12 protein-coding genes are annotated in these 13,085 nt (G+C 55.3%); all 12 read right to left on the bottom strand.

Annotated features, from left to right (window positions below; genetic code table 11):
- Positions 1-13 precede the first annotated feature (13 nt).
- The 12 genes from COO92_RS12780 to ehuR all read right to left on the bottom strand — a co-directional run bounded on the left by COO92_RS12780 (position 14) and on the right by ehuR (position 12,893).
- Positions 14-325, bottom strand: coding sequence for a hypothetical protein (locus COO92_RS12780; protein ID WP_240626430.1), 312 nt, complete (start codon positions 323-325; stop codon positions 14-16).
- Positions 322-1,713 carry an arylsulfotransferase family protein gene (locus COO92_RS12775; RefSeq protein ID WP_240626429.1) on the bottom strand — a complete coding sequence of 464 codons (1,392 nt, stop codon included), beginning with the start codon at positions 1,711-1,713 and terminating at the stop codon, positions 322-324. The genes COO92_RS12780 and COO92_RS12775 overlap by 4 nt, the downstream gene beginning before the upstream one ends.
- 330 nt (positions 1,714-2,043) lie before the next feature.
- On the bottom strand, positions 2,044-3,528 hold the full coding sequence (locus tag COO92_RS12770; protein ID WP_101302676.1) for a hypothetical protein: 1,485 nt from the start codon (positions 3,526-3,528) through the stop codon (positions 2,044-2,046).
- A gap of 154 nt (positions 3,529-3,682) precedes the next feature.
- Entirely contained in the window at positions 3,683-4,174 is a 492-nt protein-coding gene (locus COO92_RS12765; RefSeq protein ID WP_101302674.1) for an Lrp/AsnC family transcriptional regulator, read from the bottom strand.
- Between the two features lie 2 nt (positions 4,175-4,176).
- Positions 4,177-5,175 (bottom strand): N(2)-acetyl-L-2,4-diaminobutanoate deacetylase DoeB, encoded by a 999-nt coding sequence (doeB, locus tag COO92_RS12760; RefSeq protein WP_101303321.1) that lies wholly within the window; start codon positions 5,173-5,175, stop codon positions 4,177-4,179.
- 149 nt (positions 5,176-5,324) lie between these two features.
- Positions 5,325-6,506, bottom strand: a complete 1,182-nt coding sequence (gene doeA / locus COO92_RS12755; protein WP_101302672.1) for an ectoine hydrolase DoeA — start codon at positions 6,504-6,506, stop codon at positions 5,325-5,327.
- A 57-nt stretch (positions 6,507-6,563) separates the two neighbouring features.
- Positions 6,564-7,556 (bottom strand): ectoine utilization protein EutC, encoded by a 993-nt coding sequence (gene eutC / locus COO92_RS12750; RefSeq protein WP_101302671.1) that lies wholly within the window; start codon positions 7,554-7,556, stop codon positions 6,564-6,566.
- 5 nt (positions 7,557-7,561) lie between these two features.
- The gene (eutB, locus tag COO92_RS12745) at positions 7,562-8,551 is read right to left on the bottom strand and encodes a hydroxyectoine utilization dehydratase EutB (RefSeq protein ID WP_101302669.1); all 990 of its coding nucleotides are present in this window, start codon (positions 8,549-8,551) and stop codon (positions 7,562-7,564) included.
- A gap of 18 nt (positions 8,552-8,569) precedes the next feature.
- Positions 8,570-9,352: a maleate cis-trans isomerase family protein gene (locus COO92_RS12740; protein WP_101302667.1), complete on the bottom strand. Its 783-nt coding sequence runs from the start codon at positions 9,350-9,352 to the stop codon at positions 8,570-8,572.
- A gap of 110 nt (positions 9,353-9,462) precedes the next feature.
- Positions 9,463-10,746, bottom strand: coding sequence for a TRAP transporter large permease (locus tag COO92_RS12735; protein ID WP_101302665.1), 1,284 nt, complete (start codon positions 10,744-10,746; stop codon positions 9,463-9,465).
- Positions 10,747-10,759: 13 nt separating this feature from the next.
- A complete protein-coding gene (locus tag COO92_RS12730; RefSeq protein ID WP_022731374.1) occupies positions 10,760-11,341 on the bottom strand; it encodes a TRAP transporter small permease in 582 nt (193 codons plus the stop codon).
- A 154-nt stretch (positions 11,342-11,495) separates the two neighbouring features.
- On the bottom strand, positions 11,496-12,893 hold the full coding sequence (gene ehuR, locus COO92_RS12725; protein ID WP_101302663.1) for a MocR-like ectoine utilization transcription factor EhuR: 1,398 nt from the start codon (positions 12,891-12,893) through the stop codon (positions 11,496-11,498).
- Positions 12,894-13,085 lie beyond the last annotated feature (192 nt).

Genomic DNA, 13,085 nt, shown 5'->3' with positions numbered 1-13,085 from the left:
TGATGCGGTGTGTTCACGAACTTGAATGTTTTGTGCTTTCGGTCGTGCTGTTTTGCGCCGTCGTGCGATTGGCTTTGCGTTTGCGCATCATTTTGCGAATGGGCCACATCAGAACGAAGCCAACCGCAACAAGGATCGCGGCCAAGACCGCCCAAAGAGCGGACAGAAGGCTTAACCCCGCACCCGGTCCGACATAGGCATGGGCCGGAAAGGCCGTCAGCAGCATGGCACAGGAAAGGGCCGCCGTGGTGCCGATGGTGAGCATTTTTGAGCTGGGCGCGGACATGCGTTGGGCATGCGTCATTGCGTTTCGGGTCTGTTTCATTGTGCGTCTCCGGTGTTGGAGGCAGGGACAGTGTCGCGATACAGGGCCGCACGCGCATCGGTGATGCGTTCGGCCTGCGACACAACGGGGATCAGTTTTTTATCGGGATTATCAGGATCATCGCGACGGATCGGATTGTGGAATTCCCACACGATGTCACCGGTCGGGGTGACTTCAAACAGTCTGCCGCCGCTTGATTCCGTAATCAGTGTATTGCCATTGGGCAGGCGTTGCTGATCAGCACGGATGTTGCTGTCAAACTTATGGGTTGCTGTGCCCTTGTACTGCCACGTGATGGCGTTGGTTTCTGGATCAATTTGCAAAACACGTGATTGTCCGGCATCCGGGTCGGCAAGCTGGCCCTGATTGTCAAACAGCAAGATATCGCCGTTGGGCAGGACATCGGGGTCATGTTGCCCCAGCCATGAACCACGGGTGGCCCAGACAATTTTTTCGACATCCATATCAAGCACGGCGATGATGCCAAGATCGCGGAAGGACACAACAACATCGCCTTCCTTGCCATAGGCAAAGTTCTTTGCGGTGTCGGCGTCAATCAACTGGATTGTATTGGTATGAAGAATGTCTTCATTGGCAAAATACGGCGCAAAATCAACCATGTTCGCGTAGCTTGAATTGATCAGCGCATCAAGGATCGAGACCTTTTTGATCTCCTTGCCCTCGGGTGAGAGGATCACGGCGAAATCATCAAGACGCGGCGGGGTCAGCTGTTTGCGGTTGGCATAGGTGTTGAACCGGAATTCCTGTGTCAGGGCATAGACCCGGCCATCATCGGCAATGGAAAAATCATGGTGGGCGGTGCCAAGATATTTCCAGACGGGGTTGGAATTTTGGTCGATCTTGGCCATACCATAGCCATACGGGGTGTCGCCCGCCGCCGTGTATTGGACAATCAACCCGCCATCGGGTGCCATCTTGGCGGTGTGCCAATGCATGAAGTCGTCTTTTTGCGGATTGGGGATCGGGGATGTTTCATCGTGGATCATGCTAAAGGGCATGCGCCATTCATGGACAATATTGCCATCCATATCGATCAGCACGGCATGGGGACCATCGCCCGATGAATAAAGTGTCAGGCCATTTTGCGCGCGATTGACATCATGGATGGTAACGCCGGTCTGATCGGTTCTGGCTTCGGCCCAGAAATCAAGCCGTTCGACATCGGTGTATTTGGTGCGCTGTTCCCAAAGGGCCGTCCCGGCACGCCACGCATTTTTCATCGATTGATACGGTGGCACTTCTGCCAGCACGACAAACGCGCCCAGACCAAAGCTGATCGCGGCAATACCAACAAAAAAGGCAGAAATAAAAACGCGATCGCCGCCATTATTGGCGGCGGTTTGATCTTCTTGATCGGAACCAGACACGCATAACCTCCATATCATTTGAAACGGAGGTTACGGGCCAGTACAGGCAAATTTGCGGCCATTTTTCCGATGATTGTGGCTTTTTGGCCGGTATTTTGTCGCCGTTTCGCCTTAAACGTGAATGGTAAATATGGTTTTTCGCGTATGGTTTTGGCTGATTGTCTTAACGATTGAGGGCGGAGGCATTTTATCCGTTCCACGCGATTTGCGTGTCACCGCTGCCGACCATTTCAGCCCCCGGCCAGCTTGCCATGGTTCGTTGCTGGCCAAGGAAGATGGCGTTAAATAGTTTCGCCGTCATTTTGACTGTTCACGCATTCGCAATGTGCTTTATTTTCGGTATTCCACACCGTCAAAAACCAGAACGTCACGGTCAAACTGGCAAGGTACGGTGCCGGACGGTATCGTCATACGTTGAAGAACCTCGCCGGTTGCAGCATTGCTATAGGTTCCAATGCCCTCATAGGTCACGGAAATGCTGTCGGGGGTGGTGGTATAAGTGAAATCGATTTCAAACCGGTATTTTGCGGCACCGCCAAAGGTGTAGCTGATAAAATTACCGCGTCCCTGGCCGGGCGTGTCTAGCGTCAATGTCGAATTACCGGTCGTGTCGTGAAATGTTCCACTTGCCTGTCTGCAGCCGGTTTCGGTCGCCTGAGGGGCATCCGTTGCTTGTTGCCGGGGCTGTTTGACGTCTTTGGCGGCAATTTGACGATCCCTTTCGATCAAGAGATCAAGTTCTGCCGCCGAAGCCAATCTTGTCCCGGCATGGTAATAACATTCGCCGACGGGCACGGTTATGCCGCCGCAGGAAAATGTCCCGGTTTGGTTCGGGAACATTTCGCCCGATGGAAGATCGATCCAGCCATCCGCTGCGAACATAACCCGTCCGGCTCCAAAAGGACGCTCGTTGCGCAAAGCGCCTTTCCATGACGTTCCGTCAACCATCCGCAGCAAACCGTCAGCCGGGGTGAAAACCTGATAACGGCCGGTAAATTCCTGACCGTCGGGCCAAAAGGTGCGTGTTTCCGGTGCGAGTTGATAGATGCCGTTTAGACGAACGATGGTGCCGTCCGTCGTGCGGTTGTCGGCAAACTGTATGCGGCCCGATATGCCGGTATCTTCAAGGGCGGCATTGCCGATGGTGGCAAATTCCTTTCCGGCTTTTGATATCGTGACAGTCCCGGTGCCGACATGCTTGCCATACTGTTGTGGGCCGCGATAGTCAAAGCGGTAGCCACCGGTATCCTGAATGGTCTGGGGACTGTAAGTCGATGATATCGGGGTCAGCAATGCGGGGATGTTTTTTGCCTGCTGATAGAGTGCAGGGTCGGCAATATTGTTGATTTTCACATCGTCAAACAACAACCCGAAGTCGGCGTAAATGACAGTGATCTGTGCCGGATGGACATCGACCCAGCCGCTATATTGCAGATCACCCAGTCGATAGACATTGATTGCATAGCGATCAGGCCAGACTTCAAAACGCTGGATTTGGCCCGATGATAATTGGTTCGATATAAACGGGATGAACCCGGCATTGTTGGCAGCACGGGTGACTTGAAGTTGCCAGCCGTAATATCCGCCAATGCCGGAATTGTTCAATTCGAAACTGATCAGGGCGGTTTCGGAGAGGTTGGCAACGGTTTGTTGCGGCGCGGATGACTGGGCGGATGACGGGGCGGACGAAAGCGCGGGTGCGGTGCCTTGAACGGGGGGGATGGATGTGTCGCCGGTTGTTGTCTGACATCCAATCAGCCCGACCATGCACACGCCAATCAGCAGGGCTTTTGCGCCCCAATTGCCAACCGTCATTCCCGCCCCCTGCGCGATAAAACCCGAAAGCTGATTTCGCCACAGTTTCAAAAAAAAGAAAAGAATTATAGCGCGGGCCAGCCTGAACTTAATCAGACCGGCCCGTGACGTTCACATAACCATTGAAAGCCCAACACCACGACAAGAACAGCGGTTATTTCCGTTCGGGGGACTCAACCAGATTTTCAATCGGGGTGATGGCGGTGGTTTTGACCTTTTTGGTGACGATATAGGTGAAATAGCGATCAATACCGATATCAGACACCAGAAGGCGGTCGATCAGGCGTTGGTAAGCGTCAACATCATGACAGAGCACCTTGAGCATGTAATCGACCCCGCCGCCAAGCGCGTAGCATTCGACGATTTCGGGGATGTCCTGCACGGCTTTCTCGAAAATCTGGAAATCGCCATGTTGATGATGGCGCAGGGTGACTTCGGTCAACACCAAGGTCGGTTTGACCAGCTTTTCAAGATTGATATGGGCGTGATAGCCCGAAATCACGCCGAGGTCTTCGAGGCGTTTGAGGCGTTCCCAGCACGGGCTTGGCGACAGGTTGACCGCCTCGGCCAGTTTGACCTTGGTGATGCGCCCTTCGCGTTGCAGGGTTTTGAGTATTTTAAGATCCAGCTCATCAAGCCTGATCATGGTTACAGCACCTTTGCAATCACGGCCAGACAGTCACCCATCTTGATCAGACCGGGGAAGTGACGGCATGAAATGATGCCATCGCGCGAGGCATGATAGTCGCGCGGCGGTGTTCCGGTGCGCTCCACATCATAAATGCGGGCGATTAGATCACCTTTTTTGACCATGTCGCCCAGATCAACGCAGGGCTCAAACAGGCCGACGTCCTCGGATGCGACAAAGCAATCATCGCCGGGCATATCAAGCATGGCGGTACCATTCGGCGCGGGTTCAAGTTCACCGGCGAGAATTCCGGCATGGATCAGAACATTGCGCACACCGCGATCAGCAATTGCCACCCGCTCCGCCGTGGTGGAGCCGCCGCCGCCAAGTTCGGTGGTGACAAAGGTTTTGCCCGCTTCCTCGACGACGGTGTCGAACATGCCAACCGCATCGAGTTCGAGCATCATCATCGAATAGGGCGCGCCAAACGCCTTCATCGCCGCAACGCAACGGGCTTCCTGTTCCTTGTCGGGTAGGACGTGGGCGGCGGCAAAGGGGATGAAATCAAGCGTCTTGCCACCCGAATGGATGTCGAGAACGATGTCAGCCTCGGGCACGAGATAGCGCAGGACGTAATCGGCGATTTTCTGAGTAACCGTGCCATCGGGTTTGCCGGGATAGGACCGGTTCATGTTGCCCGCATCAATTGGCGATGTGCGCGATGCGTTGCGAAATGCCGGATAATTCATCGCGGGCAGAATGATCACGCGCCCGGTGACGTCGGCCGGGGTAAGGGAGCCCGCCAGTTTGAAAAGGGACACGAGGCCCTCGTACTCATCGCCGTGATTGCCGCCGGTCAGAAGGGCGGTGGGGCCAGCCCCGTTGCGGATAACCGTGATGGGGATCATCACAGCCCCCCATGCGGAATCGTCACGCGAATAGGGCAGCTTTAAAAAGCCGTGGTGGATGCCATCGCGATCAAGCGGGATCGTCGGGCTGATGGGGGAGGCTTTTGTCATGGTCGTATCCTTGAAGGGCCGAATGTCGCGACCGTCGAAATTCGGCATTGGTACTGTTGCACCGGGGACGTACTGCTTGGCATATTGCCGTTTGGCACATTGCTGTTTGGCACGTTGGCCCGGTGCGGTGTTGGTGTGATCGCCGGTGGCTAGTTCTTCACGAACAGCTGCCGTGGGTAACTGGTCAGTGTTTTGCTGCCGGTTTCCGTGATCATCATGCTTTCGGTGATTTCGATCCCCCAGTCATCAAACCAGAGACCCGGCATGAAGTGGAAGGTCATGCCCGGTTCAAGAACCGTTTTATCACCGGGACGCAAGCTCATGGTGCGTTCGCCCCAGTCGGGCGGATAGGACAGCCCGATTGGATAGCCACAGCGGCTGTCTTTTTCGATGCCGAATTTTTGCAGAACGCCAAAGAAGGCCAGTGCGATGTCTTCGCAGACGTTGCCCGGTTTGGCGGCCTCAAGCCCGGCCTGAAGGCCTTCGATCAGGGCACTTTCAGCATCAAGGAACCGTTGGTCCGGATCGCCAAGGAAAATCGTGCGCGACAGTGGCGCGTGATAGCGGCGATAACATCCGGCAATTTCAAAAAACGTTCCGGAATTGCCCGGAATGGGTTTTTCATCCCATGTCAGATGCGGTGCACCGGCATCCGCACCCGATGGCAGAAGCGGCACGATGGCCGGGTAATCACCCCCGATCCCGTCCACACCGGCGATGCCGGTACGGAAGATTTCCGCGACCAGTTCGTTTTTCTTCATGCCCGGTTCGACGATTTCGAAAATACGTTCGTGCATGTTTTCAACAATGCGGGCGGCCTGACGCATATAGAAAATTTCGGTTTCCGACTTGATCGCACGTTGCCAGTTTACAAGGGCCGTGGCATCGGAAAACGTTGCATTGGGCAAATGGGCCTGCAGTTGCAGGAAAGCCTTGGCGGAGAAATAGTAATTGTCCATTTCAACGCCAATTCTGCGCGAGCCCCATCCGCGATGTTCGATCACCTCGGACAGATAATCCATCGGATGATGTGTGGTCGATTGGACATAATAATCGGCATAGGGAATGATGCGATCATGGGTCATATAGACCGTACGCTTCGCCCCGTTTCCGTCCTGGGAACGTCCAAACCAGATTGGATCATCCTCAATCGGAACAAGCACACATTGATGGACATAAAATGACCAGCCGTCATAGCCGGTCAGCCAGGCCATGTTTGACGGATCGGACACGATCAACAGATCAAGTCCTTTCTCCACCATGGCTTTTTTGGTTTTCTCCAGACGCTCGGCATATTCCTCACGCGTGAAATTCAGTTCAACCTGGCTCATCGCAGGCCTCCAAAAAAGGCGGGTTTCAGTTTTTTCTGACCCATTTTCCTTGTGTTATTAAGACGTGATCTCGACACCGGCAGCAGCTTTGTCACAGCGGCTTCGGGCGAGGGTGGCGATTGCGGTGTCCTGAACACCAGTCCCGGTCAGGTCACAGATGGTAATCTGATCATCGGATGTTCTGCCAGAAGCATTTCCGGCAATGACCTGTCCAAGTTCGGGGAATGTCGCGTCAGCCGTCACAATGCCGGCATCAATGGCGTGATGAAGTTCACCAAGGATGCGGGTTTGTGCCTGACTGTCGCAGACATAAAGATCGGCCTGCCCGATCAGGGCAGGGTCAATTTCGTTTTTATGTTCGGCGTCCGACCCCATGGCGGTGACATGGGTGCCCGGTTTGACCCAATCGGCCATCAAAACCGGTTCGCGTGCGGGCGTGGTGGTGACGATGATGTCGGCATTGGCCGCCGCATCCTTGCCATCACTGGTGGCGGAAACCGGAATGCCAAGTTCAAGCGATGCCTTTTTGGCACAGGTTTCGGCCTTTGCCAGATCACGCGCCCAGATGGTGGCGGATGTGATGTTGCGCACCAGTGTCAGGGCTTTAAGTTGCAACCGGGCCTGAACACCCGCGCCAAAAATCGTGGCATGTTTGGCATCCTTGCGTGCGAGATGGTTGGCGGCAACACCGCCAGCGGCGGCGGTTCGGATATCGGTCAGGTAGCCGTTATCAAGAAGGACGGCTTCGAGCATGCCGGTTTTCGATGAAAACAGGTTCATCAACCCGTTGACCGAGGGCAGGCCGAGTTTGGGATTGTCAAAAAAGCCGGGGCTTATTTTAATCGCAAAGCCGTCCAGACCCGGAACATAGGCGGTTTTGACATCGACCTCGCCATTATAGTCGTCAATGTCCAGACGCAGGATCGGCGGCATGCGGACATCCTTGGTCGCCAGTGCAACAAAGGCGTTTTGCACGCAATCAATGGCATCGTGATCAAGGTCGATGACCTTGCGAAGATCGGTTTCGGTGAGGATTCTGATGTTTGGCATAGGGGTTACTCCGCCATCAGGTCGACGTCTTCGCCGCCAACGATCCGTTTATGCAGCGCCATGTCGATATTGCAGCCCGTGGTCAGGGCAACCGTGCGCCCCGGATTATCAATCAACCCGGCGCGAAGGGCGGCAATGCCCACAGCACCCGATCCTTCGATGACCTGTTGATCATCGTGATAGGCCGCCCGGATGCCATCGGCGATCTGGGCTTCATTGACCAGCACGAAATCATCGGTCAGATCGCCGCACATATCAAAGGTGTATTGGTTGTTTTCGCCAATGCCGCCGCCCAGACTGTCAGCCAAAGTTGGCAGTTCCTTGACCGCGGTTGGTTTGCCTTCTTGCAGGCTTGTGATCATGGCACAGCCGCGTTCCATGGTGATGCCGACCACGCGAATGTTTGGATTGATCGATTTTGCCACCAGTGCAACACCGGCCAAAAGACCACCACCCGACAGGGGCACAAGCAGGGTATCGACATCGGGCAGGGCTTCGATGATTTCAAGGCCGAGCGTACCCTGACCGGCGATGATGTGCGCATGGTCAAAGGGCGGGAGCATGGTCAGGCCTTCTTCGGCGACAAGACGGTCAACTTCGTGCTGAGCCTCGTCCTGTGACTGACCGATGATGCGGACTTCGGCCCCTTGGGCGCGGATGCCATCGACCTTGTTTTGCGGGACCAGCTCAGACATGCAGATGACCGAACGGACCCCGGCATTGTGCGCGGCATAGGCCAGCGCCCGGCCATAGTTGCCGGTGGAGACACCGACAACGCCCTTGGCCTTTTGCGCGTCGGTCAGGCGCAAGACAGCATTGGCCGCCCCGCGCAGCTTGAAGCTGCCGGTGTATTGTTGCTGTTCGCATTTCAGCCAGACGGGGCTTCCGATCCGGTCGGAAAGCGACGTGGACGGGCGCAACGGCGTATGGATCACGTGGCCCGCGATGGTTTTGCGGGCAGAAAGAACATCAGCAAATGTGATGGGGTCTTTCATGGCGACCTCGACTTATTTTTAAGGTTGTGGGGCATGGTCAAACAGGGTTCCGAACCCTGTGACCGGCTTTGTGTATTTCATCAGATGAAGGGCATGCCAGATCAGGGCCTGATTGCTGGTGATTACGGGCTTGCCCAATTTTTGTTCGGCCTCGGCCACGATTTCGGCGGAGCGGATGGCGGTGCAGGAAATAAACACTGCATCGGCATCGGGCGTATCAGCGTTAAGGGCGGCCTTAAGAATGGCGTCGGGTGGAAGGGCTGTCATATCGAAATCATTGTCCAGCCCAAAGCCCATCACGCGGGTTGTCGTAAACCCCTTATTGATAAAGCCATCCGCGACCGAGCGGGTCACATCGGCAAGATAGGGGGTGACGATGGCAATTTTTTGCGCCCCGACTGCCTTTAAGGCCAACTCGCCAGCCAGAAGCGGGTTGGTCACGGAGACGCCCGGCATCCCCTGATTAATCAGGGCGGCGATCTTGTCCGATCCGGTGACGGCAGTGCCCGATGTGCAGCCAAATATGGCAACATCAACACCGTAGCCGGGCAGTAAAGTGCGTGCAGCACGGGGTAAATCATTGGCCATGGCGCGCAGGTTATCGACTGTAACCGGGTTGGCATTTTCAATCCGGGTGGTGAACAGGCGCACGTCAGCAGGCAGGATGCCGCGCAGGTCATCCTCGCTGTTGAAATCGGTGGCAAGTGTAATCAATCCGATCCGCCCTGCCGGTCCGACAGGATCTGGCGAATAGGACAGGTTTACCGGCTCTGGCGTGACCGCTGGGGATACGGACATCATCCTGAACTCCAAGAGGCGGGGTGGTCCAAACCATGTTGTTTGGACCACCCCTGTTTCGGTTTCGTGTTTAGGTCGTTCGGGCGAACCCGGTTCTTGCTGATTTGCCGGACTTAGTGGAAGGCAAGCTCAGGCAGGAACAATGCAATTTGCGGAACAAACATCAGGATCACCGCCGCAAGCAGCAACATGATGATGAAGGGTGGCGTGCCGCGAATGACCTCGGCATAAGGTCGTCGGAAGATTGCGATGGCGGTAAAGATATCGCAGCCAAATGGCGGTGTGGCCGAGCCGATGGCCACCTGAAGGGTGACAAGTGTCCCCACCAGAACCGGGTCAAGCCCAGCGGCATTCACCAGCGGCATGAAGATCGGGGTCAGCACCAGGATCACCACAATCGGATCGACAAACATACAGCCGACAAAGAAGGCGATACTGATCGCGGCCAGAATGACATAGGGGTTCGCCCCTTCGAGCCCCAGCGCACCAATCACATGCTGCGGGATCTGGGCAAAGGAGATCACGAACGAGAATGTCGTGCCCGCACCCACCAGAATAAACACAACAGCGGTGATCAGCCCGGTGGAACGCGCAATATCAAGCAGTTCAGACCATTTGACTGATTTGAAGATCAAGACTTCGAGAATGATGGCATAAATCACGGCAACAGCGGCAACTTCGGTTGGGCTGACCCACCCCAGATAGATGCCCCCGACAATCAAAACCGGGAACATGATCGCCGGGCCGGCATTGACGACGGCCTTGCCACGTTCGGTCCAGTTCATGCGCGGGATGGTCGGGATATTGTTCTTTTTGGCGTAATAGACACAATAGGCCGAAAACATCAGCAAGATCAAAATGCCAGGACCAATACCGGCGAGGAAAAGCTCACCAATGGAGACCTTGCCGACAACACCAAACACGATCATGCCAATTGATGGCGGGATCAGAAAGGCGATGTCACTGGCGTTGATGATCAGGGCCATGGCGAATTTGTCTTCGTAGCCGGCCTTGAGCATTTTCGGGCGCAGCGGGCCACCCATGGCAACCACGGTGGCCTGTGTCGAGCCAGAGACCGCGCCAAACATGGTACAGCCAAGGGCTGTGGTGACGGCAAGACCGCCGCGCACATGACCGACAAAGGTCATGGCAAGGTCAATCAGCCGATTGGCGGTATGCCCCTTTGTCACGATGTCAGCAGCAAAGATGAACATCGGTACAGCGATCAGGGCGACCGGGGATATGCCCGTCACCATTTGCTGAATGAGGATGCGTTCAGGGATGGGCATGTAAAACATGAATGCCACGACGCTGGCGGTGGCAAGCGGGACCATCATGGGGAAGCCGAGTACGAGAAGTACAAGCATCACCAGAAGGATTGTGGTTCCAAGATCCATTTTTCCGTTCTCCTTACAGGTGAATGTCTTCAGCTTCGAACGTATCTTCGACCCGGTAGGACAGATGTGTCCCCGGCCTGAAGATGTTCGTTGCTGCGGCAAGGACGAACTGGATGCCCGTAACGGTCAGGCCGAATGGAACCCAGAGGACGGTGAAGTAGTATGGAATACGCAACGCAGGCGTCAGTCGGTTGGACTGGATCAGAGACGAGACGTAATCAATTGAATACCACGCCAGCAGGAACAGCAGCGATGCTGTGCCAAGTGTGATGATAATCATCATGACCTTGCTGGCCTTGGGGCCGAGCATATCGGTAAAGGCCGACATGCGAATATGGCGCCCCATCCGGGCGGCCTCGCTGATGCCGACGAATGTCACGAGAATGATCAGAAATTGATTGAGTTCTTCGGAGAAGAAAATGCTCGAACTAAAGACAAGACGCATGATCACGTTGGCGACGGTATTGACCGCCATGATCACAATGCTCCAGCCAAGAAGCTGACGCTCGATCACGGACAACCCGTCATCAAGTCGTTTTAGAATACCCAACACCCCACCACCCGGGGCGGGGGTTTCCCCATTTGAAGCTGACATACGACCTCCTTGATGCGCGTGCGAGACATTATTGAAAAACGCTTTGTGCAGTGATCGGTTCCCTCCCGCACATGTCGTCTTCGCTTCACGCGTGAAGGATCAGAATAAAAACGCTTTGTGACGGTTCAATCACATTTTTGTCATGAGACAAAAATCAATACATAACGTCGAAGGCATGGACACCCGGCATTTGATCCATTGTGTGACGGATCTGCATCAAACCGTGATGCAATGCCGGGGTATCGACAGCCCCGCCAAGGCACAATCGAATGGCGTTGGGGCGGGGGACCTTAACGGTCATGAACGGGTCGGAAATCGTAACAGCCACGCCATTTTTGCGCAGTTCGGAGGCAAACCATTCTTCCTGCCAATGGGCGGGGATACGCACCCATGCACTCAGCGATGTCGGGTGATGACGGACAACCGCATCACCAAGGATTTCGGCGACAAGGGCCTGTCGTTCACGCATCAGGGCGCGCTGGACCGTGACGGCCTGATCGACGGTTCCATCGGCAATCCAGCGTGCGCCGATCTCGGCCATCAATGGAGTCCCCATCCAGCCGGTGACGCGCAAAACGCTGCTGGCGCGGATTGAAAGGTGCTGCGGGACGGTCAAAAAACCGGTGCGAAGCCCCGGCATGACGATCTTGGTCAGGCTTGAAACGTGAAAGCCAAGCTTGGGCAGGAAGCTTGTGATTGGTGGCAGGTTTTGTTCAAGCAGCGGGCGATAGACGTCATCTTCAATGACGTAAACCCCGTAGTGTTCGGCGATTTCGGCAATCTTTTTGCGCCGTTCCAGCCCCATCAGGCAATTGGTCGGATTGGTGAAAATCGGTGTGACGACAAGGGCGCGGACTTGGCGTTGATGGCATTCGCGTTCAAAGGCCTCGGGCAGGATGCCCTGTTCATCGGTGGGAAGCGCCCCCAGCTTGAAGCGAAGGATGCTGGCGGTGCCGATCACCCCATGGTCGGTCAGGCTTTCGGTCAGGACAACATCATCAGGCTGCACAATGGTGGCAAGGGCGGTGAACACCCCCTGTGCGGCGCCATTGGTAATCAGAAGGTTGGGGATGGTGCAGTCGATCCCCATGGTTGCCAGCCATTTGGAGCCGATTTCGCGGTGATATTCGAATCCGGCAACCGGGCGGCAACTTTCCATCCAGCCATGCATCGTTTCCTCGGCCAGGCGGGCATGCATCTGGCGCGACAGATCATTGTGAAAATCGGTATAGGCGGTTCGAACAATCGACAGATCAATCAGGTCGGGTTGGCGGTTATCAAGGATAAAGGAGGACGCGCGGTCGGTCAGGCGGGCCTGAACGAATGTGCCGCGTCGTCGTTCGGATCTGAGGTATCCCTGACGTTCGACTTCCTTGTAGGCGGCACTGACGGTCTGAACGCTGACTTTGAGGCGGTAGGCCAGTTCACGGTGGGTGGGCATGCGGACATCATGTCGGAGTCTTCCCGATTCGATGTCGGTGATGATCGCTTCTACCAGTGCCTTGTATTTGGGCCCGGTTTCGCCACTCAGATCGATGTCTGGCAACCACATTATGCTTTTCCACCCTTTAATTTGGCCTGACCCTAACATGACCTGCGGGTAAATGTGTAGACGTCAAAGTTATTATGTCCTGATACAAAACTAGCATTGACCTGATGCAGGAACATTTCAACACTTCGCACGTTCATAAAATTGATGTGCCAATCATAACGCCGCCGTAACCGGGCAGATCCCGGACGTTGT

It is taken from the genome of Thalassospira lohafexi (assembly GCF_002844275.1).
In the GTDB taxonomy this organism is placed as follows: domain Bacteria; phylum Pseudomonadota; class Alphaproteobacteria; order Rhodospirillales; family Thalassospiraceae; genus Thalassospira; species Thalassospira lohafexi.
This window is presented reverse-complemented; position numbering and strand designations above follow the sequence as displayed.

Excerpts from the sequence above, each read along its gene's own strand:
- COO92_RS12780 (WP_240626430.1), bottom strand. The coding sequence starts at position 325 with ATGAAACAGACCCGAAACGCAATGACGCATGCCCAACGCATGTCCGCG.
- COO92_RS12770 (WP_101302676.1), bottom strand. The coding sequence starts at position 3,528 with ATGACGGTTGGCAATTGGGGCGCAAAAGCCCTGCTGATTGGCGTGTGC.
- COO92_RS12765 (WP_101302674.1), bottom strand. The coding sequence starts at position 4,174 with ATGATCAGGCTTGATGAGCTGGATCTTAAAATACTCAAAACCCTGCAA.
- doeB (WP_101303321.1), bottom strand. The coding sequence starts at position 5,175 with ATGACAAAAGCCTCCCCCATCAGCCCGACGATCCCGCTTGATCGCGAT.
- doeA (WP_101302672.1), bottom strand. The coding sequence starts at position 6,506 with ATGAGCCAGGTTGAACTGAATTTCACGCGTGAGGAATATGCCGAGCGT.
- eutC (WP_101302671.1), bottom strand. The coding sequence starts at position 7,556 with ATGCCAAACATCAGAATCCTCACCGAAACCGATCTTCGCAAGGTCATC.
- eutB (WP_101302669.1), bottom strand. The coding sequence starts at position 8,551 with ATGAAAGACCCCATCACATTTGCTGATGTTCTTTCTGCCCGCAAAACC.
- COO92_RS12740 (WP_101302667.1), bottom strand. The coding sequence starts at position 9,352 with ATGATGTCCGTATCCCCAGCGGTCACGCCAGAGCCGGTAAACCTGTCC.
- COO92_RS12735 (WP_101302665.1), bottom strand. The coding sequence starts at position 10,746 with ATGGATCTTGGAACCACAATCCTTCTGGTGATGCTTGTACTTCTCGTA.
- COO92_RS12730 (WP_022731374.1), bottom strand. The coding sequence starts at position 11,341 with ATGTCAGCTTCAAATGGGGAAACCCCCGCCCCGGGTGGTGGGGTGTTG.
- ehuR (WP_101302663.1), bottom strand. The coding sequence starts at position 12,893 with ATGTGGTTGCCAGACATCGATCTGAGTGGCGAAACCGGGCCCAAATAC.